This is a genomic window from Ruegeria sp. BE1, from assembly GCF_056538885.1.
The window spans coordinates 526,525-549,546 of sequence record NZ_JBQFTY010000001.1 but is presented as its reverse complement, the minus strand read 5'-3'; the positions used below and the strand labels follow the sequence as shown (position 1 = coordinate 549,546).

Annotated in this window: 22 protein-coding genes; 1 reads left to right on the top strand and 21 read right to left on the bottom strand. The window is 61.0% G+C overall.

Annotation, left to right across the window (positions count from 1 at the left end):
* Positions 1-44 precede the first annotated feature (44 nt).
* The 12 genes from ftsZ to ACR0J5_RS02690 form a co-directional block, all read right to left on the bottom strand.
* Entirely contained in the window at positions 45-1,667 is a 1,623-nt protein-coding gene (ftsZ, locus tag ACR0J5_RS02745; RefSeq protein WP_480650316.1) for a cell division protein FtsZ, read from the bottom strand.
* Positions 1,668-2,015: 348 nt separating this feature from the next.
* Positions 2,016-2,429, bottom strand: a complete 414-nt coding sequence (locus ACR0J5_RS02740; RefSeq protein ID WP_480650315.1) for a hypothetical protein — start codon at positions 2,427-2,429, stop codon at positions 2,016-2,018.
* Positions 2,416-3,750, bottom strand: coding sequence for a cell division protein FtsA (gene ftsA, locus ACR0J5_RS02735; protein WP_480650314.1), 1,335 nt, complete (start codon positions 3,748-3,750; stop codon positions 2,416-2,418). The genes ACR0J5_RS02740 and ftsA overlap by 14 nt, the downstream gene beginning before the upstream one ends.
* Positions 3,751-3,758: 8 nt before the next feature.
* Positions 3,759-4,760 (bottom strand): cell division protein FtsQ/DivIB, encoded by a 1,002-nt coding sequence (locus tag ACR0J5_RS02730; protein WP_480650313.1) that lies wholly within the window; start codon positions 4,758-4,760, stop codon positions 3,759-3,761.
* The gene (locus tag ACR0J5_RS02725; protein WP_480650312.1) at positions 4,748-5,665 is read right to left on the bottom strand and encodes a D-alanine--D-alanine ligase; all 918 of its coding nucleotides are present in this window, start codon (positions 5,663-5,665) and stop codon (positions 4,748-4,750) included. Before ACR0J5_RS02725 ends, ACR0J5_RS02730 begins: the two co-directional genes overlap by 13 nt.
* 109 nt (positions 5,666-5,774) lie before the next feature.
* Positions 5,775-6,701, bottom strand: a complete 927-nt coding sequence (gene murB / locus ACR0J5_RS02720) for a UDP-N-acetylmuramate dehydrogenase (protein WP_480650311.1) — start codon at positions 6,699-6,701, stop codon at positions 5,775-5,777.
* 45 nt (positions 6,702-6,746) lie between these two features.
* The gene (locus tag ACR0J5_RS02715; RefSeq protein ID WP_480650310.1) at positions 6,747-7,001 is read right to left on the bottom strand and encodes a DUF2484 family protein; all 255 of its coding nucleotides are present in this window, start codon (positions 6,999-7,001) and stop codon (positions 6,747-6,749) included.
* Positions 6,998-7,243, bottom strand: coding sequence for a DUF2484 family protein (locus tag ACR0J5_RS02710; protein WP_480650309.1), 246 nt, complete (start codon positions 7,241-7,243; stop codon positions 6,998-7,000). Before ACR0J5_RS02710 ends, ACR0J5_RS02715 begins: the two co-directional genes overlap by 4 nt.
* Positions 7,244-7,272: 29 nt before the next feature.
* Positions 7,273-8,703 (bottom strand): UDP-N-acetylmuramate--L-alanine ligase, encoded by a 1,431-nt coding sequence (gene murC, locus ACR0J5_RS02705; RefSeq protein ID WP_480650308.1) that lies wholly within the window; start codon positions 8,701-8,703, stop codon positions 7,273-7,275.
* Positions 8,700-9,797: a UDP-N-acetylglucosamine--N-acetylmuramyl-(pentapeptide) pyrophosphoryl-undecaprenol N-acetylglucosamine transferase gene (locus ACR0J5_RS02700; protein ID WP_480650307.1), complete on the bottom strand. Its 1,098-nt coding sequence runs from the start codon at positions 9,795-9,797 to the stop codon at positions 8,700-8,702. Before ACR0J5_RS02700 ends, murC begins: the two co-directional genes overlap by 4 nt.
* Positions 9,797-10,960 (bottom strand): putative lipid II flippase FtsW, encoded by a 1,164-nt coding sequence (gene ftsW / locus ACR0J5_RS02695; protein ID WP_480650306.1) that lies wholly within the window; start codon positions 10,958-10,960, stop codon positions 9,797-9,799. The genes ACR0J5_RS02700 and ftsW overlap by 1 nt, the downstream gene beginning before the upstream one ends.
* Before the next feature lie 145 nt (positions 10,961-11,105).
* Positions 11,106-11,462: a cupin domain-containing protein gene (locus ACR0J5_RS02690; RefSeq protein ID WP_480650305.1), complete on the bottom strand. Its 357-nt coding sequence runs from the start codon at positions 11,460-11,462 to the stop codon at positions 11,106-11,108.
* A 141-nt stretch (positions 11,463-11,603) separates the two neighbouring features.
* Here ACR0J5_RS02690 and ACR0J5_RS02685 point away from each other — a divergent pair, with 141 nt between their 5' ends.
* On the top strand, positions 11,604-12,782 hold the full coding sequence (locus ACR0J5_RS02685; RefSeq protein ID WP_480651429.1) for a BaiN/RdsA family NAD(P)/FAD-dependent oxidoreductase: 1,179 nt from the start codon (positions 11,604-11,606) through the stop codon (positions 12,780-12,782).
* A gap of 23 nt (positions 12,783-12,805) precedes the next feature.
* Here the strand turns inward: ACR0J5_RS02685 and ACR0J5_RS02680 are convergent, their stop codons facing one another.
* The 9 genes from ACR0J5_RS02680 to mraZ all read right to left on the bottom strand — a co-directional run bounded on the left by ACR0J5_RS02680 (position 12,806) and on the right by mraZ (position 22,451).
* Positions 12,806-13,159 carry a glycine zipper family protein gene (locus ACR0J5_RS02680; protein ID WP_480650304.1) on the bottom strand — a complete coding sequence of 118 codons (354 nt, stop codon included), beginning with the start codon at positions 13,157-13,159 and terminating at the stop codon, positions 12,806-12,808.
* Positions 13,160-13,285: 126 nt separating this feature from the next.
* The gene (murD, locus tag ACR0J5_RS02675) at positions 13,286-14,686 is read right to left on the bottom strand and encodes a UDP-N-acetylmuramoyl-L-alanine--D-glutamate ligase (protein ID WP_480650303.1); all 1,401 of its coding nucleotides are present in this window, start codon (positions 14,684-14,686) and stop codon (positions 13,286-13,288) included.
* Between the two features lie 149 nt (positions 14,687-14,835).
* A complete protein-coding gene (mraY, locus tag ACR0J5_RS02670; RefSeq protein WP_480650302.1) occupies positions 14,836-15,918 on the bottom strand; it encodes a phospho-N-acetylmuramoyl-pentapeptide-transferase in 1,083 nt (360 codons plus the stop codon).
* A gap of 24 nt (positions 15,919-15,942) precedes the next feature.
* Complete coding sequence (locus tag ACR0J5_RS02665) at positions 15,943-17,337, bottom strand: UDP-N-acetylmuramoyl-tripeptide--D-alanyl-D-alanine ligase (RefSeq protein ID WP_480650301.1); 1,395 nt, start codon at positions 17,335-17,337, stop codon at positions 15,943-15,945.
* Positions 17,334-18,815 (bottom strand): UDP-N-acetylmuramoyl-L-alanyl-D-glutamate--2,6-diaminopimelate ligase, encoded by a 1,482-nt coding sequence (locus ACR0J5_RS02660; protein WP_480650300.1) that lies wholly within the window; start codon positions 18,813-18,815, stop codon positions 17,334-17,336. The genes ACR0J5_RS02665 and ACR0J5_RS02660 overlap by 4 nt, the downstream gene beginning before the upstream one ends.
* 22 nt (positions 18,816-18,837) lie before the next feature.
* Positions 18,838-20,625 (bottom strand): peptidoglycan D,D-transpeptidase FtsI family protein, encoded by a 1,788-nt coding sequence (locus tag ACR0J5_RS02655; protein WP_480650299.1) that lies wholly within the window; start codon positions 20,623-20,625, stop codon positions 18,838-18,840.
* Positions 20,622-20,990, bottom strand: a complete 369-nt coding sequence (gene ftsL / locus ACR0J5_RS02650) for a cell division protein FtsL (RefSeq protein WP_480650298.1) — start codon at positions 20,988-20,990, stop codon at positions 20,622-20,624. Before ftsL ends, ACR0J5_RS02655 begins: the two co-directional genes overlap by 4 nt.
* A complete protein-coding gene (gene rsmH / locus ACR0J5_RS02645; RefSeq protein WP_480651427.1) occupies positions 20,987-21,979 on the bottom strand; it encodes a 16S rRNA (cytosine(1402)-N(4))-methyltransferase RsmH in 993 nt (330 codons plus the stop codon). The genes ftsL and rsmH overlap by 4 nt, the downstream gene beginning before the upstream one ends.
* Positions 21,980-21,983: 4 nt before the next feature.
* Complete coding sequence (mraZ, locus tag ACR0J5_RS02640) at positions 21,984-22,451, bottom strand: division/cell wall cluster transcriptional repressor MraZ (RefSeq protein WP_480650297.1); 468 nt, start codon at positions 22,449-22,451, stop codon at positions 21,984-21,986.
* Positions 22,452-23,022: the final 571 nt, after the last annotated feature.

Sequence of the window (23,022 nt, the reverse complement as noted above, 5' to 3'; positions counted from 1 at the left end):
GGGTCGCCCAGCGGCGACCCTTTCCAATGATATTGTTACTGTATTCAGTTCGCCTGACGACGCAGAAATGCGGGAATTTCGATCCGGTCCTGTTCGGGATCGGCCTCTTCCTGCGCAGGAGCCGTTGCGTCAGCCTGGCGCATCGGTGGCTGCTGGCGCACCGGCTGCGCCGGAGTATCCGTCGCGTGACCGGTCATCCGGTCGATCAGGCGATTGAACCCAAACCGGGGACGATCCTGCGCATCTGCCTGCGCGGTCGGGGCCGGTTGCGGGGCCTGTGGGCGCGGGGCCGCATAGCCGCGCTCGGATGCGGGCACATTTTGCACGGCAGCCTGAAGGCGCTGCAGGGCTTCGGGTGATGGCGTTCCGGCTGCGGCTTGCGGCTGGGGGGCCACAAAACTCTCGGGAGCAGGTTCAACCGGCTCGGGCGTCGGCTCAAACTCAGCCACGCGCGGTTGATATGCCGGAGGCGGTAGACCGTCATCATCCTGTTCTGCCCGCGGCTGGAACTGCGGTTGCGCGGGTTCATCCGGGGTTTCGAACAAGGACGGTTCACGCGCAGGCTCCGCTGAGGCAACAGGCGCCTCAACAGGCTCAGCCGCAGCGGGAGCTTCTTCGTGCAGCGCCTCTTCTGCGGAAACGGTGCGGGTCAGCGGGGCCGACATGGTGCGGCGTGCCACCGGCACATCCTCGGATTTCTCGCTGGCGTCGATACCCGTGGCAACAACCGACACACGCATGCCGCCTTCCATCGCGGTATCCAAGGTCGAGCCGACGATGATGTTGGCCTCGGGGTCGACTTCTTCGCGGATGCGGTTTGCCGCTTCGTCCAGTTCGAACAAGGTCAGGTCGTGCGACCCGGTGATGTTGATCAGAACGCCCTTGGCCCCTTTCAGGCTGATTTCGTCCAGCAGCGGGTTGGCAATCGCCTTTTCAGCCGCCTGAACCGCGCGATCCTCGCCGGTGGCCTCACCGGTGCCCATCATCGCTTTGCCCATCTCGTCCATCACGGCGCGCACATCAGCAAAGTCGAGGTTGATCAGGCCCGGACGGACCATCAGATCGGTCACGCCTTTAACGCCCTGATACAGCACGTCATCGGCCATCGAGAACGCCTCGGTGAACGTGGTCTTTTCATTGGCCAGACGGAAGAGGTTCTGGTTGGGGATAATGATCAGTGTATCGACGACCTTTTGCAGCGCATCAACACCGTCTTCGGCCTGACGCATCCGCTTGGCGCCTTCGAACTGGAAGGGCTTGGTGACAACACCCACGGTCAGCACGCCCAACTCACGCGCGGCCTGCGCGATGATCGGAGCCGCGCCCGTTCCGGTGCCACCACCCATACCGGCAGTAATAAAGCACATGTGCGCCCCTGCCAGATGATCGACGATCTGTTCGATGCTTTCTTCGGCTGCCGCGGCACCCACGGTTGGACGGGCCCCTGCCCCCAGACCTTCGGTGACCTTTACGCCCAGCTGAACCCGCGCCGAGGACTGGCTTTGCTGCAGCGCCTGCGCGTCAGTGTTGGCGACCACAAAATCGACGCCATCCAGCTGTTTCTCAATCATATTGTTGACAGCATTGCCGCCCGCGCCACCAACGCCAAATACTGTAATCCGAGGCTTCAGTTCGTCGTGCCCGGGCATCGAAAGATTCAATGTCATGCTCTGTCCGCCTGTTTTATTGACCCGCCAAAGCGGTGTTTTTCTTACCTATCCACGGACAATCCTACCGAGCGAAACGCCAAAGGTCACGCCAAAAATCGCCAAATTCTACAAAATATGGAGGAAATAAGGCACGCGACAGCGGTATTTCGCATTAAATGCGATATGTTGCGGAATGAACTCAATCCACCACAACAAAAGCGACGCATGCGCCGCAGCTACACGCACGTCACTTTGCGAATCTTCAGGTTTTCGGGTGCGGAAAACTGCTCAGGGTCCTGCCGCGGGGCCTCTGACGGGCCTTGTGGATAGTTTGGGGGATAATTCCGTCGGCTGCAACCTATTTTCTTAGCCAATCGGGACACTTGGACAATTCAAACCGTCTTCAGTGATGCTGCGAATCTCTTGCACCTCGGCACGGCTGAACGTTGCCAGCCGCACCATCAGGCGATCTTCGTGCAGAAAGGGCCACCAGCACACGGGCAGGCCATCCTCATCGTCATCGTAGAGAAAACAGATCTGACCATTGGGCGTGGTGATCTGCCCATAGACACAGCCCCGCCCCTCCATCCGCCAGACCGAGAGGGTGCGACTCAGAAACTCTTCGGTCCCGACCAGAAATCCGCTGGGATAGTCGTAGAACATTACGGTCTTGCCCATGACGGCGTCCAGAAAGGCCTCGGGCGTGATCCGGGTCTGCGCCTGTGCACCGACCGGGATCAGGGCGATCACCGCGGCAGCGAGTGTTCTACCAATTGTCACGGAACCAGCGCATCGCGCGCTTGAGCGGTCGGGCCGCATAGGTGTCGACCGGAATCTCGAAATCCCACCATTCGTCCTGCGGGTGCGCGGCAAACAAGCTGAGCCCCACCGCCGATGAGAACCCCGGCCCGGTCGCCGATTGCGGCAGGCCATGAACACGCAGCGGGCGCCCCAAACGCACGCGTTGGCCCAAAATGCGGGTTGCAAGGCCGTCCAGCCCCATGATCTGGCTGCCGCCTCCGGTCAGAACGATCTGTTGGCTGGGCATGTGTTCGAACCCGGCTGCATCCAGTCGCACGCGAACCTCTTCCAGAATCTCTTCGACGCGCGGGCGCATGATGCCGATCAGTTCGGCGCGGCTGACGGTGCGGCGATCATGTTCCCAATCGCCGGTATCGCCGCCGATGTCGATCAGATCACGATCATCAGCCCCGGTTGCATGCACACCACCGTTAAAGGTCTTGATCCGCTCGGCCACAGCCGCCGGAACGCCCAACCCCATCGAAATATCTGCCGTGACGTGATCACCGCCCATGCGCACGCAATCGGCATAGATCATATGTTTCTTCATGAAGATCGACACGCTGGTCGTGCCGCCGCCCATATCGATACAGGCCGCGCCCAGCTCCTGCTCGTCCTCGACCAGAGCCGAGACACCGGACACGTAGGCCGAGTTCGCAATCCCCGCCAGTTCCAAATCACAACGTTTGATGCAGCGTACGATGTTTTGGATCGCCACCGCATCGACGGTCAGCATGTGCATATCCACGGCCAGGCTCTGCCCCATCTGACCACGCGGGTCGATCAGGCCTGATCGGTTGTCCAGCGCAAAGTTCACCGGTTGCGCGTGCAGCACCTCGCGCCCGACGCCGTAATCCGGCACGTCACAGGCGTTCAGAACGCGGCCCACTTCGGCTTCGGACACCACCTGCCCTTCCAGATCAACCTGCGCATCCAGACCATAGGATCGCGGATTCGCGCCCGAGAAACAGGCAATCACGTGATCGACCCGAATATCGGCCATCTTCTGCGCAGCTTGCAATGCGGTGCGGATCGCGCGCTCGGTTTCCTGCATGGCGGTGACTTCACCGAACTGCACCCCGCGTGACCGCGTGGTCGCAGCGCCGATCACACGGAACCCGGTTTGCCCCGCCAGCGAGCCGATGCTGTTATCCTCGCTCAGCCGTCCGGTGCCGTCGAACCGCAGCACAAGGCAGGCAATCTTGGAACTGCCCACGTCCAGAATGGCGACAACACCGCGTTGCATTGCCTGCCGGCGCATCTGCCGCATTGCCCGTTGGGACTGATAGAGATCGGTCATCATGGTTGTTACTGCCTGCTACTCACGTCTGTCTTTGTGTTCCACCAGTCTTCGCTGGCGGCTTTGGTCATTCTGATGGTCGGACGCTGGCCAAGGCGCATATCCACCACGGCCACGTCGCGTTCCAAAAGGTCCTGCACCTCGTTCACGGCCAGCACACGCTCTAACGCGCGCACGGGGCGTTCGGTCGGCAGCATGATGCGCTGACCGCGATCCAGCACCAGATCCCAGCGCCGCTCACCTATCCGCACAAGGCCGCGTACACGGGTGCCCAGGCTGCGGGCGGTTGCCATCAGCTGCAGCGCCTCACCTACATGCGCATCCGCGCCCTTGCCCGCGATCAACGGCAGGTTCGAGTGTTCCTTCCGCGAGGCGATGCGGGCCACAAACGCGCCCGTGTCATCCAACAGTGCGATCCCGCCTCGCGTCCGCCAGACGATGACCGGCTTACGCTCGACCACGTCCACCTGAAGGATGCCGCCGGGCCGCACGCGCACGGTCGCCGATTTGACCGGGTTCAACCCGGTGATCGTGTCGCGGATTTGTTCGACATCCATGTCCCAAGAGCTCATGGGGAAATCCAGCGGCACAAACGCACGGATATCTTCGGACAGATCAGGCCCCGCCCCGTCGATGGCCATCAGATTGACCATGAATTCCGGGCGTTGCTGGATCGAGGTCTTGATGTCGTTAACATAGGCCACAACGGCCTCACGCCGGTCTTCGGCGCTGAAATACAGACCCAACCCTGCGCAAATCGCGAAAATCGGCAGTCCCACTTTCAGCCCGCGCCGCACACCGCGCGTCAGCATCCAGCGCTGCAGGCGATAGCTCAGCCGGGACGGCGCCGGATCAAAGCCCTGAGACTTGCGTCCAAACAGCTTTCCGCCGCGCAGACGCAGCTTTGGCTCAACCGCATGCCGATCCCCCGACGCGAAATCCGCATCCGGGCCAGAAAGGGGCTTGGACCGGTGAATAACGGGGGCACGGGTGGCTCTTAGCGGTCGCATGAGGCGTCCTCCACCATCCACGCACAAAGCTGGCCGAATGTCATGCCGATATGCGCAGCCTGTTCCGGCACCAGAGAGGTCGGCGTCATACCGGGCTGCGTGTTGGTTTCCAGCAGGAACAACCCGTCCGCGCCCATGCTGTCATCCCAACGGTAATCCGTGCGCGACACGCCACGGCAGCCCAAGGCATTGTGGGCCTTCAGCGCGTAGCCCATGCAGCGGTCAAAGATGTCTTGCGGGATGTCGGCAGGCAGGACATGCCAGGACCCGCCCGGCTTGTACTTGGCGTCATAGTCATACCAGCCGCCATCGGTCATGATCTCGGTCACGGTCAAGGGGCGGTCGCCCATAACGGTCACGGTCAGCTCGCGGCCCGCCACGTATTTCTCGACCATCACATGGTCGGGCATATCCTCAGACAATTGCGGCGGCCCGTTCGAGCCTTCGTGGACGATATAGATCCCGACGCTAGAGCCTTCGTTATTGGGCTTGGCCACGTATGGGGGCTCCATCACGTGAACTTCGATCACCTCGATCTTGGGCACGATCACGCTGGGCACGACAGGCAGACCTTCGGCCTCGTACACCTCTTTGCTGCGTTGCTTGTCCATGGCCAATGCCGAGGCCAGAACGCCGGAATGCGTGTACGGAATCCGCATCCATTCCAGCAGGCCCTGCACACAGCCATCTTCGCCCCAGCGACCGTGCAAGGCGTTGAAAACCACATCCGGCTTGATGTCCAAAAGGCGCGCATAGAGGTCGGGACCTGCGTCCAGCTCAACCACTTCAAAGCCTTCTCCCACAAGGGCGGCCGCGCATTCGCGCCCAGAGCTGAGTGACACCTCGCGTTCCGCCGAGGGGCCGCCCATCAATACCGCCACTTTGGGGTTTGTCCTGCTCGACATACCCAACGTGCGCCTCAATGTCCCCGGACCTTATGTGGTGGTCCGTACTGCGTTTATGCCTTTGATCCGTCGCCTGAATTTGCCTGATTATGGTCTGACGGCTGGGGCTTTATTCTGTCAGCGGATCGCCGACCCGCATGATTTCCCACTCTAGCGTGATGCCGCTTGTTTCGTAAACCTTTTTTCGCACCTCTTCGCCCAGACCTTCAAGGTCAGCGGCGGTTGCGTCACCGGTATTGATCAGGAAATTTGAGTGTTTGGGGCTCATCTGCGCGCCGCCCTTGATGGCCCCGCGCATGCCCGCGTTGTCAATGACTTTCCACGCCTTGAGGTCATGCACATCATCCGCCTTGCCCGTGGATGAGAAGCCAGCCGGATTGCGAAATGTCGATCCAGCGCTGCGGTCCTTGGTCGGTTGCGTCTCATCGCGCTTTTGCAGCTGCGCGGCCATACGGGTGTGCAGGTCGTCCGGGTCGCCGCTGGGGCCTTGGAAGGTGGCAGACACCAGCACCGCCCCTTCGGGCAGGTCGGACTGGCGATAGCGAAAGTTCAGGTCTTGCGGTGCAAGCTCCAGAACTTCGCCCTGTCGCGTGACAATGGTGGCCTTGCGCAATACATCCGATGTGTAGCTGCCATAGCAGCCTGCATTCATCCGCACCGCCCCACCGACCGAGCCGGGGATGGTGCGCAAAAAGGTCAGGTCAACCCCCGCATCCGCCGCCTTGCGCGCCACATGCGCGTCCAGCGCGGCGGCCCCTGCGGTGACGGTGTTGCCATCGACCTCAATCCCGTTGAACCCGCGCCCCAGCCGGATCACCACGGCGCGCAGCCCCCCGTCGCGCACGATCAGGTTCGATCCGACGCCCATCGGAAAAACAGGAACGTTGTCCGGAAGGCCAAGCAGAAAATCCCTGAGGTCATCCAGATCAGCAGGCTGGAACAAATAGTCCGCCGGGCCGCCGACACGCAGCCATGTGAGGTCATTCAATGACCGATTTTCCGAGAGTTTGCCACGCGGTGTAGGAAGACTTGCCATGCCCGCTAAATCGCGGATTTGCCGGAACAACGCAAGCTGTATCCGCTACCGGGCAGACCCGGTGAACCGCCTAAGCCACCGACCCAGATAAATCACCGGCCAGCGCAGGACCGACATCCCCATTGCCAGAACCAGCAACCCGATCCAGGGGCCGTTTTGTAGCGTCACGTATCCCAGGATCGGAATACCCACTGCAATCAGGACATAGGCCCGCGTCCAGTGATTGTCTTTACTGGGGATCATCGCCAACACATTCGCCGCAATTCCCCACAGCGCGGCCAGAGCAATGGACAAGTTCATTCCTGCACCTCTCTGCCCGTCCAGCGGCGCCAGTAATAGCGGATCGGATTTCGGAACATCGACACAAAGCCCGCAAAAGCCAGCACCGAGACAAACCACCCGAAATCATATCTCAGCCAGACAATCCCCACAGGCGCACAGATCAGCAGCACGATGCCCGGCGGGAATTGCAGCCGCATCGGCAGCATCGCCACAATGGTCGCAGCCACAACCCACAAGGATGCGAAGACAACTGAATACACCTATTGTCCCTCCGAAGACGCCTGCTTTGTCAGACCGCGCTGACCGAGCCTTCGACGGCTTTTTTTGTCTGCAACCGCTCTGGCAGCCCGTTGGCCCAGGTGCTGATCGTACCGGCCCCAAGGCAGACCACCATGTCACCCGGGCGGGCCTGTTCGCGAACCAGACGCTCCAGATCGTTTTCATCCAGCAATGCCCGGGCGTGACGGTGGCCGTGGCGGATCAGGCCCTGCACCAGATCATCCCGGGATGCGCCCTCGATCGGGTCTTCACCGGCGGCAAAGATATCGGCGATGGCAACCACGTCGGCATCATTGAAGCAGGTGCAGAAATCGTCAAACAGGTTGGACAGGCGCGAATAGCGGTGCGGCTGGTGCACAGCGATGACACGCCCCTCGGTCGCCTGACGGGCGGCTTTCAGAACCGCCGAGATTTCAACCGGGTGATGGCCGTAATCGTCGATGATGGTGACGCCATTCACCTCTCCGACCTTGGTGAACCGCCGATTGACGCCACCGAAATTGGCCAGCGCATCGCGAATTTCCGCAGCTTTCATGCCCAAATGGCGGGCCACAGCCGCCGCAGACAAGGCGTTTGAGACGTTGTGATCCCCCGGCATCGGCAAAGTGCAGCCCTCGATCACCGTGTCTTCGTATTGCAGGTGGATGTCGAAATGCGCCACGCCGCCTTTGTAGGTCAGGTTCACCGCCCGCACATCGGCCTGGGCGTTGAACCCATAGGTGCGCACGCGGCGGTCGGTGATACGGCCCACCAGCGTCTGCACCTCGGCATGATCGGTGCAGCAGACGGCCAGCCCATAGAAAGGCAGGTTCGAGACGAACTCGTAAAAGCCGTCGCGCAGCTTATCGAAATCACCCCAATGCTCCATATGCTCGGGGTCGATATTGGTGACAATGGCGATGGTCGCGGGCAGGCGGTTGAACGAGCCATCGCTCTCATCCGCCTCGACGACCATCCATTCACCCTGCCCCATGCGGGCGTTCGAGCCGTAGGCGTGGATGATGCCGCCGTTGATGACGGTGGGGTCAAAATCCCCGGCCACCATCAGTTCGGCCATCATCGTGGTCGTGGTCGTTTTGCCATGGGTTCCGGCGATTGCGATATTGGATTTCAGTCGCATCAGCTCGGCCAGCATATCGGCGCGACGCACCACCGGCAGGCCCTGCGCACGGGCACCGTCGAGTTCGGGATTGCCCGGCTTGATTGCGGTCGACACCACGACAACGGCCGCGTTTTCAAGGTTCTCGGCGCTTTGGCCCACGAAAATCTCGGCCCCCAAACTGGCCAGACGATCGGTGATCTTGGACGCCTTGAGGTCCGACCCCTGTACCCGGTAGCCCAGGTTCAACAGAACCTCAGCAATGCCTGACATCCCAATTCCGCCGATGCCAACGAAATGGATCGGCCCTACGTCTTGCGGCAGTTTGGTTGCAGGATTCATGTGGTCTCCTTCTGCGCCAGCTCTTCGACGAGGTGAACCAGACGCTCGGTCGCGTCGGGGGCTCCGGTCGAAAGGGCGGCATGGGCCATCTTTTGCGCGGCTTCGGGGTTTGTCAGAACGGCGCTGATTTGCTGTGTCAGGGCGGCAACGTCAAGCAGGTTTTCGGGGATCATGATCGCCCCACCGGCCTGAACCAGACCGCGCGCGTTGGCGGTCTGATGGTCACCCGCGGCGGCGGCAAACGGGATCAGGATCGAGGGCCGCCCGATGACCGAGATATCAGCCACACTGGACGCGCCCGAGCGGCTGATCACCAGTTGCGCATCGGACATGCGCCGGGGCACGTCGTCGAAAAAGGGCAACACCTCGGCCCGGATGCCGTGATCGGCGTAAAAGGCTGTCACGCGCTCGCCATCCTCATCGCGGGCCTGATGGGACACGCGGATATGGTCACGCAGGTCTTCCGGCAGGGCCGCAAGCGCACCGGGCACCACATCGCTGAGGATTCGCGCGCCCTGCGATCCACCCATGACAAGGATCGACATCGGGTAGTCACCCGGCGGGATGTACCCAGCAGCGGCACGCTCCAACACGGCGGCACGAACCGGGTTGCCGGTGTGGATGCCTTTTGCGCCCTCGGGCAAATCGGTTGGCCAAACACCACAGGCGACCTGCGCGACACGCTTGGCAAACACTTGGTTCACCTTACCCAGAACGCCGTTCTGCTCATGGATCATGCGCGGGATTTTCAACAGGGTCGCCGCGCCCAGCGCCGGGATTGAGGGGTAGCCGCCAAAGCCCACCACCACGTCCGGGCGGTCGCGCATCATCTGCATTGCCATGCCGGTCACGCCGCCCACAATCTTTGGACCGACCAGCGCTTTGGCGGCCAAACCGCCACGTGCGAAGGTCGCCGAGGTCGCCTCGACAATCTCGGTCGAATGCGGAAAGCCGCCCGTATAGCGCGCACCGCGCGCATCGGTCGACAGGCGCACGCGCCAGCCTTTGTGCAGCATCGCCTCGGCCAGCGCCTGCGCCGGGAACATGTGACCCCCAGTGCCGCCTGCCGCAATCAGTAGGTAAGGTACGCTCATCAACCCCTTCCGCGCAGAATGTCACCCAGCTCGCCCTGCGGGCGGGTCCGGGTAAAGGCCAGCAACATGCCAACTGCAATACCGCCCGCAATCAAGGACGAACCACCGTAACTGACAAACGGCAGCGTCATGCCCTTGGCGGGCAGCAAGCGCACGGCAACGCCCATGTTGATCATCGCCTGCACGCCGAACATGCAGGCCAGACCGGTCCCGGCCAGCCGGATGAACATATCGCGTTCTTTCATCAGACGCAGAAGCGAACGCACGACAATCAGCGAATAAAGCGCGATGATGATCAGCACCAGGATCAGGCCATATTCCTCGGCCGCGACAGCGATGATGAAATCTGTATGGGCATCGGGCAGAGACCATTTCACCTGCCCCTCACCCACGCCAACACCGAACAGACCACCCTCGCGGATGGCATTTGTGGCATAGCCCAGCTGCGTGGTCGGATCGACTTCTTGGTTCAGGAACCCGTCAATGCGGCGGGCAAAGTGTTCCGAGTTCGAATAGGCCAGCATCCCGCCCAGAACGACCGCACCAGCCATGCCGACCAGCAACAGCATCGGCGCGCCGGCCACGAAATACATCACACCCCAGCCGAACAGGATCAGACAGGCCTGACCGAAATCGGGCTGCAACACCAGCATCCCCACGATGGCCATACACAGCGCAAACGACCATAACCGACCCGGAGGGCCATTGATCTCTTGCGACGCAGCCAAGAGCCACGCAGCCACGACAATAAAGCCGGGTTTCAGAAACTCGGACGGTTGCAGCGAGGCAAATCCCAGCGAATACCACCGCACCGCGCCTTTGCCGAAATCGGTGCCAAAGACCGGCAGGAAGGCCAGCGCCACAAAGGCCCCCAGAAACCCCAGCACCGCCAGCCGCCGCACCAATGTGGGTGACATCATTGAGGTCAACAGCATCGCAATAAGCGCCAATCCGCCGAAAATCGCCTGACGCTCGACATAATGGAACGGATCAAACCCGTTGCGACCGGCCAGAGGCGGCGATGAGGCCAGCCCCAGCAGCAATCCGATGACAAACAGGATCAGCACGCAGGACATCGTCCAGCGGTCAATTGTCCGCCACCATTTCGGAAGAATCGGTTCGCCGCGCTGGTCCTGGACCGCGCCATACACCATCTCAGTCATGAGATACCGCCACTCTCTGCCTCGTTCACGCCCCGTTTTCGGGGTCTGATTGAGACTCTACAGCGATTTTGGCGTTTGGGCTAGGGGAATGACGGCGAAACCGGAAATTCCAAGCCGCCATGCCTGCACCGGGCGACCCGCAGATCTAAAGACGCGGCTTGGTCGCCGGAGCACGGTCGGAATCGCCGGAATTCGGCTCTCCCTTGGGTTCGATCAACAACACTTTGACCTCGTGCTCGGCCCGCGGGCGGTGCACGACGCCCTTTGGAACCACGAACAGCTCTCCGGCCCTGACAGTTTTCGACGGCTCGCCCTCAATATCCATAATCATTTCGCCTTCGAGGACCAAAAAGAAGTCGTCGGTCGTGTCGTGTTTGTGAAAGGGAAACTCACCCGAGAATTTCACGACCATCACGTCGTTCTGATTGTAATCGGCCACGACATGCGGGTCCCAATGCGTTGAAAACCGGGACAGTTTTTCCTGCAGATTCACGGGTTTCATACTTTGTCTCCAGTTTGTGTGTTATACCGCAACGCGATCGCGGCGTGTGGCCGGGTTCGAAACAGCCTTTGGTACGGCTGATACAGCCTTTGCAGCATACTGCCCCTTGCCTTGGCAACCAATCCGCGTCATGCGCATCTGATGACCTATGACACGATCATCCTTGGGGCCGGTGCCGCTGGCATGATGTGCGCCGCCCATTGCGGCGGGCGCGTTTTGGTGATCGATCACGCGAAAGCTCCGGGTGAGAAAATCCGCATCTCGGGCGGCGGGCGTTGCAATTTCACCAATATGTATGCGGGCCCGGGCAATTTCCTGTCGCAGAACCCGCATTTCAGCAAATCCGCACTGGCACGCTATACGCAATGGGATTTCGTCGAGCTGGTCGGGCAACACGGTATCGCGTGGCATGAGAAGACGTTGGGGCAGCTCTTTTGCGACGGGTCCTCGAAACAGATCATACAGATGCTGCTGGACGAGATGGCGCACAACGGGGCTGAGCTGTGGCTACTGACCAGCCTGCGCGATCTGCGTAAGACCGAGGATGGGTTCGCGCTGGAGGTCGAGCGCGAGGGACAGCGCCTCAGCTTGACCTGCCGCAATCTGGTTCTGGCCACCGGTGGCAAATCCATCCCCAAGATGGGTGCAACCGGGTTGGCCTATGATATTGCCCAACAATTCGGGTTGCGCCTAACAGACACACGCGCGGCGCTTGTACCGTTCACCTTCTCGGACGGAAGGTTCAAGGACCTCTCGGGCGTGTCCCTGCCCGCACGACTGTCAAATACGCGCGCCAGCTTTGATGAGGCGCTTCTGTTCACCCATCGCGGCCTCAGCGGGCCGTCGGTTCTGCAACTGTCCTCTTACTGGCGCGAAGGCGAGGTGATTGGGGTCAATCTGATCCCCGATCTGCGCCTTTTCGATCTGCTGCGCACCCAACGTCAGAGCGGCGGGCGCAAGGCCCTGACCACCGAACTGGCACGCCATCTGCCCGCGCGTCTGGTGGATTACCTCAAACACCACATACCGATGGGCGGTAACCTCGCCGACCAATCCGATGCGGCCCTGACCGATCTGGTGACGGCCCTTTCGAACTGGCAGCTGACCCCGTCAGGCACCGAAGGCTATCGCACAGCCGAGGTCACGCTGGGCGGAATCGACACCGATGATCTGTCGTCGAAAACGATGGAGGCCAGGGATGTCCCCGGCCTCTATGCAATTGGCGAAGCGGTGGATGTCACCGGCTGGCTGGGCGGCTACAATTTCCAGTGGGCATGGTCCTCGGGCCATGCCGCCGGAACCGCCATCGCGGCGCGTTAACCGACGCTTGCATGTGCGCGGCGTTAGCCGACGACGTTGTAGCCGCGTCCACGCATACAGTTGCGCACGATGACTTCTTTGTTCTGGTTCTTGTTGATCACATCCGCCCCGGCCCCGACCAATGCACCGGCAACGGCGGCACGACCCAGATTATCACTGCTGTCCTGAACGATACCGGTTACGGCAGCCGCACCTGCCGCGCCGATGGCGGCATTGCCTGCAGTTGTTCCGTCGACGCTGGCTTGTGACGCGGCCAGTTGCTGACACTGCTGCAGGTCAACATTGTAATTCGGCCCAATCGGGCCATCCACAATCGGCTGATAATTCGCACCGGTATTGGTGCACGCCCCGGCGACCAGAATTGCAGGAAGGATCAAAGAGAACTTACGGAAAGACATCGTCATAACCTCGTGTTGAATTTGCCCGGAACCAATCGTAATTGTCTTGGTGCGTCAAGCTGATAGCTCTGCAGCTTGGCGCAACCGGCGGTTCATTGCAAATATCTAGTTATGAAGGCGTTGCCGAACCTGATTGGTGAAGTCGTCTCCGCGCTGCTCGAAATTGTCATATTGGTCAAAGCTGGCGGCGGCTGGTGCCAGCAGCACCGTCTCCCCCGGTCCGGCATCGGCCATAGCCTGGGCCACGGCTTCGTCCATGGTGGTGCAGACCTGAGCGTCCGCCTCAAGCTGAAGCGCGAACTTCGCTGCTTCGCGCCCGATCACATAGGCTTTCACAACCTGATCCGCTGCGCCGTTCAGCGGGGCCAGACCGCCCTCTTTCTCAAGCCCCCCGCAAATCCAACGGATCTTTTTGAACGCCATAAGGGCCTTGAGCGCACTATCCACATTGGTGGCCTTCGAGTCGTTCACATAGGTCACACCATCCGCTTCGGCGATGATCTGGCTGCGATGAGGCAGGCCGGGATAGCTGTGCAACGCATCCTCAATCACACGCGGTGCCATGCCAAGGGCACGGCAGGCAGCATAAGCAGCACAGGCGTTCTGATGATTGTGCACCCCGGGCAGCCCCTTGATCTGCCGCAGGTCAATCGATCCGGCCTGCCGCCCCTTGCGGTATTCCGACAAGTACCCCTTGCGCGCAAAGACCTGCCACCCCGGACCCGTCAGTTTTCGCGCCACCGAGACGCGGATCACCCGATCGTCTGTCGGCCCCTCGGCCAGTTGCCCGGCCAGAAACGCGCCTTCGTTTTCATCAACGCCGATCACCGCGCGATCCGGCCCGCCTTCGGCAAACAACCGGCGTTTGGCGGCAAAATACCCCCCCATTCCGCCGTGCCGATCCAGATGGTCTGGCGAAAGGTTGGTAAAGACCGCAACATCTGGCGTCAGCGCGCGCGCCAGTTCCGTCTGATAACTGCTCAGTTCCAACACCACGACCGAACCATCCCCACCCGGATCAATATCCAGCACCCCGCGCCCGATATTGCCCGCCAGCTGAGCATCCCGGCCCGCCTCGGTCAGAATGTGATGGATCAGGGCCGCCGTGGTCGATTTCCCATTCGAGCCAGTCACCGCAATCACCCGCGGCGGGGTGTCATATTCGCTCCATTCCGGCCCGGCGAACGACCGGAAGAACAAACCGATGTCATTGTCCATCGGAACGCCTGCCTCCAACGCGGCAGCAACCACCGGGTTTGGCTCAGGGTACAGATGTGGAATACCGGGCGAGACAACCAACGTGGCGACCCCTTCAAACGCGCCGTGGCGGCGCAGGTCAGCACAGGTGAACCCTTCGGCTTCGGCCTTTTCCCGCGCTGCGGGATTGTCATCCCAGCAAACCGGCTCGGCCTTGCCTGCCCGCAATGCGCGCGCTGTGGCCAACCCCGACCGGCCCAGCCCCAGAACCGCAACCTTCTGCCCTGAAAACCCTTTGACCGGGATCATGCCACCAACCTTTTCTTGACGTTCAATTGGCCGCCACACTGCGCAGAAGACCCCCGCAATGGCAAGCGCAACTCAGGCTCGCGCATCAGCGCGAGCCGGGCCCAACAGGTGACAGGCGGGCCGCAGGCCCGACGAACCTGGCGGGGGGGCTACCGGACTTTCAAAGTTGCCAGACCGATCATCGCCAGAATCAGCGAAATGATCCAGAACCGGATGACAATCGTCGGCTCAGCCCAGCCCTTTTTCTCATAGTGATGATGGATCGGTGCCATCAGGAACACGCGCCGTCCGGTGCGTTTGAAATACAGCACCTGGATGATCACGCTCAGCGCTTCGACCACGAACAGGCCGCCAACCACGGCCAGAACCAACTCGTGTTTCGTCGCTACCGCAATCGCTCCCAAAGCTCCGCCCAAAGCCAATGATCCGGTATCGCCCATGAACACCGCCGCCGGGGGCGCGTTATACCAAAGAAAGCCCAGACCGCCTCCGAACAGGGCTGCCGTGAAGATCAAAATCTCACCGGTTCCCGGCACGTAGTGCACGTCCAGATATTCGGTAAAATCGACCCGCCCCACCGCATAGGCAATCACACCCAGGGTCGACGCCGCAATCATCGCAGGCATAATCGCCAACCCGTCCAAACCATCGGTCAGGTTCACCGCATTTGCGGCCCCCACGATCACGACAATCGCAAACGGAATGTAGAACACGCCCAGATTGACCAGTGTGTCTTTGAACACCGGCACCGCCAACTGGTTCTGCAATGCCTCCGGGTGATGCAATGTGGCCCAAAGCGAGGCCAGCACCGCAATAATCACCCCCAGCGCCAGACGCATCTTGCCCGACACACCTTTGGTGTTCTGCTTGGACACTTTGGCATAATCATCCGCAAAACCAATCGCCGCATAGGCCAGCGTCACAAACAACACCATCCAGATATACGGGTTGTCCCACCGTGCCCACACCAGTGTCGAGGTCACCAGCGCGCCCACGATCAGCAAACCGCCCATTGTTGGTGTTCCGGCTTTCGAGAAATGCCCCTCGGGCCCGTCGTCGCGGATCGGCTGACCTTTGCCCTGCTTGCGACGCAGCACGTTGATCAGCGGTTTGCCAAAGAGGAACCCAAAGATCAGCGCCGTCAAAAAGGCCCCGCCCGCACGGAAGGTGATATAGCGGAAGAGGTTGAAAAAATCCCCTCCATCCGACAGGGCGGTCAACCAATAAAGCATGTCAAAACCTTTCTCACGCGGCGATCATGGGTCAAGCGCGGTCCCTTGCCCCATTTTCCGCAAACCGTCAACAATCCGGGCCAATGCCATACTCAGCGAGCCCTTGGCCAGCACCGTGTCACCTGCGCGGATCACATCCGGCAAATGCTCAGCCATTTCCGCACTGGTCTCGAACCAAAGCCCGCGCTTCTCGGCAGGCAACGCCTGATGCAGCGCCTGCATCAGCGGTCCGATACAATGCACCTGATCCACCTTTGCCATCGCAGCGACGTCACCCATCGCAGCATGCATGGCAACTTCCTGCGCACCCAGTTCCTTCATATCGCCCAGAAACGCAATCCGCCGTTCCCCTTGAGAGGCCGCCAGAACATCCAGCGCGGCCTCCATCGAGGTCGGGTTGGCGTTGTAGCTGTCATCCAGCACTTCGATCTGCCCACCTGACGCCAGCGGCAAAACCTCGCGCACGCCGCGCCCTTTGACCGGGGACCACTGGCGCAACCCTGCGATGGCATCCTCCAGATCAACCCCCACCTCGACGCACGCGGCCAGAGCACCCAGCGCGTTCATCGCAAAATGCGTCCCTGCGGAGTTCACATCAAAGGTGATCCGGGCCTCTCCGACCTCGGCCCCTGCATGTACCGAATTGCCGGCCTGAGTGGCCTCGGTCAGCGTGTAGTCCGCCGCCTCACGACCGAAATCCACGATCCCCGCACCGTGATCCTGCGCGGTTTGACGCAGAATTTCGGCGTGGTCGATATCCGCATTCACGATGGCCGCGCCGCCGGGTTCGAGCCCTTCGAATATCGCGGCCTTTTCATGGGCAATGCCCGCAACCGACTCAAACGCCTCAAGATGCACGGCTGCAACCGTCGTCACCAGCGCCACATGCGGGCGGGCCTGACGCGCCAGCGGAGCGATTTCACCCGGGTGATTCATACCGATCTCAATCACTGCGAATTCGGTGTCGCGCGGCATCCGCGCCAGCGTCAGAGGCACACCCCAATGGTTGTTGTAGCTGGCGACGCTGGCATGGGTTTTACCTTGCGTTTCCAAAATATTAGCCAGCATTTCTTTAGTCGAGGTTTTGCCAACACTCCCCGTCACACCAACCACGCGCGCCTCAGTTCGCGCGCGCCCTGCCCGGCCCAAAGCCTCCAACCCGGTTTGCACGTCGTCGACAATCAGCAAGGGCGCATCTTCGGAAACGCCTTCGGGCACACGTGACACAAAAGCCGCGCCTGCGCCCTTTTCCAAAGCCTGCGCCACAAAGTCATGCCCATCCCGCGTAGCCTTGAGGGCCACAAACAAATCACCGGGCTGCAAGGTTCTTGTGTCGATCGACACACCATTCACCACCCAGTCAGAAGTGGCCCGGCCTCCGGTCGCCTCGGCGGCCTCAGCCGCAGTCCAGAGGGTCATGCCACCCTCCCGTCCAGCGCGGCCACGCTGATGCTCGCCTGTTCAACATCATCGAATGGCAAAACCTGATCACCGACGATCTGGCCTGTCTCGTGCCCTTTGCCCGCAATCAGCAATGCATCGCCCGGTTGCAGGGCGTCGATACCGCGCAGGATCGCCTCAGCCCGGTCGCCTACCTCGGTCGCCTCGGGCGCGCCCAGCAAGACGGCGGCGCGGATGGTCGCTGGGTCTTCGCTACGCGGGTTATCGTCGGTTATGAACACAAGGTCCGCGTGATCCGCAGCAGCCTTTCCCATCAACGGGCGCTTGGTTGCGTCCCGGTCACCACCGGCACCAACAATGGCAATCAAACGGCCCATCACATGCGGTCGCAGCGCCTTGAGCGCGGTGGCCACCGCATCCGGCGTATGCGCATAATCGACAAACACCGCCGCGCCGTTTTCACGCGTGGCGGCCAGTTGCATCCGCCCCCGGACGGTTGTCAGATGCGGCAGGGTCTCAAACACACGCTCAGGCTCGGCCCCTGCTGCGATAACCAGTCCACAGGCCAGCAGGATGTTTTCGGCCTGGAACCCGCCAATCAGGTTCAGACGGGTCTGGAACACTTTGCCCCGCCACGAAAAGCGCAAATCCTGCCCGGTTGCATCAAAGCGCTGGTTGATCAGGCACAGGTCGGCATCACCCAACCCCACGGTCAACACCGATTGCCCCCGCGCCTTGGCGATCTTGCGGACCTGCGCACCCTTCGGGTCGCTCATGTTAATCACAACGGTGCCGTCCTGCGGCAGAACACGGTCGAACAGCCCGGCCTTGGCGGCGAAATACGCCTCGAAGGTTTCGTGATAGTCCAGATGGTCCTGTGTGAAGTTCGAAAACCCGGCGGCAGTCAGATGCACGCCGTCCAGACGGCGTTGGTCCAGCCCGTGCGAGGAAGCTTCCATCGCCGCGTGGGTCACGCCATTCTCGGCGGCCTCAGCCAGACAACGGTGCAGGGTGATCGGTTCGGGCGTGGTATGCGCCAGAGGGGCGGTCCACGCCCCCTCAACCCCGGTGGTGCCGAGGTTTACTGCCGCCAGACCCAATTCGATCCAGATTTGGCGCACGAAGGTCGAGACAGAGGTTTTGCCATTGGTGCCGGTGACCGCCACGATGGTCTGGGGCTGCGCGCCGAACCACAGCGCGGCACATCCGGCCAAAGCCTGACGCGGGTCCTCGACCACGACCAAAGCGGCGTCGGATGCGGCCAGTTCGCTGGCCGCGATCTCGGCCCCTTCGGCATCGGTCAGGATTGCCGCCGCGCCCATGCGCAGAGCGTATTGGATGAACTCACCGCCATGCACCCGCGTGCCGGGAAGCGCCGCGAACAGGTAGCCATCCTTGACCTCGCGGCTGTCCACCGCCAGCCCGGTGATGTCAGGATTCGCCCCCCCGCGCGCGGTCAGGGCCAGTTGGCTGAGTGTTTTTGTCCTTGTGCCCATGCCCCACCTCGTTCCGGACAGCCTAATTTGAGGTCAGGGTTATAGCAGCGCGCGCCTCAGGCTCAAGCCGGGGACGCAAGCCCAAAAGGGGTGCGATGCGGCCAATCAACTCGGCGGCGACCGGAACAGCGGTCCAACCCGCTGTACGGCGCTTTTCGCCATAGGCGACGATGGACGGCTCATCCAGCGTGACGATCAGAACGTATTTCGGATCATAAGCCGGGAAAAAGGTCGCAAAGGTCGCGATGACCTTGTCATCATAATACCCGCCGCGCGGCTTGGGTTTGTCGGCGGTTCCGGTTTTGCCCGCCACGTCATAACCCGCCACATCGCCAAAGCTGGCCGTGCCGTCCGTGACAACCTTGCGCAGCATGGCCTGCGCCTGTTTCGCCGCGCTTTCAGACATCACACGCGGACCGTATTGAGGGCCGTTCTTCCGCAGGATGGTGGGGCTGACATAGTGCCCGCCATTGGCAATCGCAGCGTAGCCCGCAGCCAGATGCATCGGGCTGGTCGACAAGCCGTGGCCATAGGAAATGGTGACCGTGCTCAGCTCACCCCATTTCTTGGGCTTAAGGGGCGCACCGCCGGCGGCCTCGACAATTTCAAATGGGGTCGGATCGAACATGCCCAGCGATTGCAGGAAATCCTGCTGACGTTTGGCACCGATCTGCAGCGCCAACCGCCCTGTGCCCCGGTTTGAGCTGTGGACGATCACGTCTGCGACGCTGATCTTGCCATAGTTCTTGCCGTTGAACTCTCCGATCGGAAAGCGCCCGATCCGCATCGGGCCTGATGTGTCAACAATCGTCTCGGAATTCACCAGTCCCAGTTGCACAGCCTGCGCGGCGGTGAAGATTTTGAAAACCGACCCCAGCTCATAAACACCCTGTACATAGCGGTTGAACAACGGGCTGTCTGACGGATCAAAGCCCGAGGTCGGCGGGCGCGGGCGGTCATTGGGGTCAAAGGACGGCAGCGACGCGGCCGAAACAACCTCACCCGTATGGGCGTTCATCAGAACCGCCGAGGCCCCCTTGGCGTTCATGATCTTCATGCCGCCATAAAGCACCTGCTCGACCGCCGCCTGAACGGTCAGGTCCAGCGACAGTTGCAGCGGCTTGTTGCCATTGGCCGGGTCGCGCAGATAGTCATCGAACTGTTTTTCAACGCCGGCAACGCCGATTACCTCAGCCGCGCTGACCCCTTCGCGCCCAAAGCCCGAGCCGCCCAGAATATGCGCGGCCAATCGGCCATTCGGATACAGCCGCATCTCACGCGGGCCGAACAGGATGCCGGGATCGCCAATATCATGCACCGCCTGTTTTTGTTCCGGCGAGATGCGTTTCTTGATCCAAAGGAACTTGCGGTTGCCGGTAAAGTCCTTGACCAGACGCTCTTTTTCCAGATCGGGGAAGATCGCCACCAACTGATCGGCGGCAGCCACCGGATCGATCATCAGAGGGGGCTGAGCGTAGACGGAATAGGTATCCAGATTGGTCGCCAGAATACGCCCTTCACGGTCCACGATATTGGCCCGCTGCATCGCAATCGCCGCACCCGGGGCGCTTGCCACAGGCTCCTGCGCCTCAGACGTGGCCAGCATGCCCATACGAACACCAACCACCGAGAACGCGCAGAAAAAGAACAGGCCCAGCACCAAAAGTCGGCCTTCGGCACGGGCGCGGGCGCGGTCTTTCATGTCTTCGTGACGCTGGCGGATGTTTTCCCGCTCAATCGCTTTGGGATTTTCGCCGCGGGCGCGGGCGTCAAGGATGCGGGCCAGCGGGCGCAGAGGGGTCCGGGTCATGGGATCTGCACCTCACCCAGCGCCTGAGTATCGGTGATCGCCTGCAGTTCGATGGGATCGACAATGGGCAGGTCCGGGTCTTCGGCGTAGGAAATCTGATCCGCACGGCCAAATTGTTCGGCGCGCAGCGGCAACAGGCCCAGACGCTCAAAGTTCAGATCAGCCAGTTCACGCAAACGATCGGGGCGGTTCAGATAGGCCCATTCCGCATTCAAAACGGCCAGCCGCACCTGCGCCATGCCAATCTCGCGTTGCAGTTTCTGCGTTTCCTTCACCACCTGCTGGGTCCGGTAATTCTCCTGATACGCCCAAAGCGCCAGTCCGAACACGGACAGAGCGGTCAACACATACAAAACACTCTTCATTTCGCCCTTCCCCCAAGTTGCGGCATCCCGATGGCGCGGGCTTCAATTTCCCCCGCCGGAGCCTCAGTTCGTACCGCCACACGCAGCTTGGCCGAGCGCGCGCGCGGGTTTTCCTGCAATTCCTGCTCATCCGGTCCCACGGCTTTGCGAGTCTTCAGCGTGAATTGCGGCAATTCCTGTCCCATCTCGGGCGCATAGCGATTGGCCCGCCCGGTCTTTCCCGCCCGCGACTGAAAGAACCGTTTGACCATCCGGTCCTCAATGGAATGGAAGGTCACCACGGCCAGCTGCCCGCCCGGCTTTAACGCGCGCTCGGCGGCCATAAGCCCCTCAAACAGTTCTTCGTATTCGGCGTTCACCGCAATCCGCAGCCCCTGAAAGCTGCGCGTCGCAGGGTGCGATTGCCCCGGCTTTGGGCGCGGCAGGCAGGATTCGATGATCTCAGCCAGACGCAGCGTTGTGGTGATCGGCTCATCAGCCCGCGCCTTGACGATGGCCTTTGCGATGCGGCGGCTGGCGCGTTCTTCGCCGAAATGGAACAGAATATCGGCCAGTTGCGCCTCGGTCGCGGTATTGACCAGATCGGCGGCGCTTTCACCCTCCTGGCTCATCCGCATGTCCAGCGGGCCGTCCTTCATGAACGAAAACCCACGTTCGGCCTGGTCCAGCTGCATCGACGACACACCAAGGTCCAGCACCACGCCATCCAGATCCTGCGCATACTCATCCATGCGCGAGAACACACCGGGCTGCATCACCAACCGGTCGCCAAATTCACCCGCCCAATCAGCGGCCATCTCAAACGCCAAGGGATCGCGATCCACGCCAATGACTTTGTCGACCCCGGCCTCAAGCAGACCGCGCGTATAACCGCCCGCGCCAAAAGTGCCATCCAGCCAGACACCAGACACCGGCGCCACAGCGGCCAGCAACGGGCGCAGCAAAACAGGGATATGCGGTTTGTCAGAGGGGGTTTCAGCGCCGGCCATGCCGTTACGCGTCCCCGACGCCATCTAGGAACTCCAGAGGGTCAAAGTCCTCGGGCTGTTCGTCCAGCCATTCTTCGGCTGCTGCCAGTTCTTCGGATTCGTAGGTCTCGGGCTTCCAGATCTGGAACGTGTCACCGGCGGCAATAAAGAACGCCTCACTCTCAAGACCGATCTTGCTGCGCAGCTTGGCAGGCAGCACCAGACGCCCGGTTTCGTCCACCGTGGTCGGAAAGGACTGACCATGGAACATACGTTGCAACATCTTTCGCTGCATCGAACCGCGCGGCAGCGCATCAATTTTATCGTCGACCTCTTCGATCGCCTGCATTGTATAGCATTCAAGGAACTTGCGACGGTGATCCCCGTAGACAATCACCAATTCAGGGCTGTCGCCGGGCTGCCAGCTGGGGTCGGACGCTTCAAGCACACGGCGAAACGAGGCCGGGATCGACACCCTGCCCTTCGTATCCACCTTATGGTGGCTTTCACCTCTGAACCTGCGCGCCAAGACGACTGTCCCTTTCGCTTGCGCCCCACCTAAAAATTCGCCTCCCCCCGGATGAAAAACGGCGGGTTGATCTGCTGCCACTGATCAACCCGCCGCATTGACCCGCTGCGCGGGATGTCCAGCTGCGCGCGCCACCTGGGGGGATGTCTGCTCGCCCGCGCGCCGGATCTCTTGAGTGATGAAAGCGAGATGCCTGTATGAAACCTGTTTTTATTGTTTCGGGGTCGTTTGGCGCCCCATGTGCCTCGTCCTCATCGGATGAATAAGGGATGACATGGGAATTCATGGAAATCAACAGAAAACTTAGGGAAACTTCATCTTTCATGTGCACAACGCTAAGCGATTTACGTTCAGAACTACCTCAAGAATGCTATAAATTGACACATTACCAAATTACGCACAACATATAGTATCAAAGAGACATAACCCTGCTGTTCCCACGATTTCCCAATATTTTTTCCATTCGTGCTCAAAACACTCTTAAACGCAGAAAAATCATTCGTGTCGCGGCGCGAATCACGTCAACAGCCCGCTA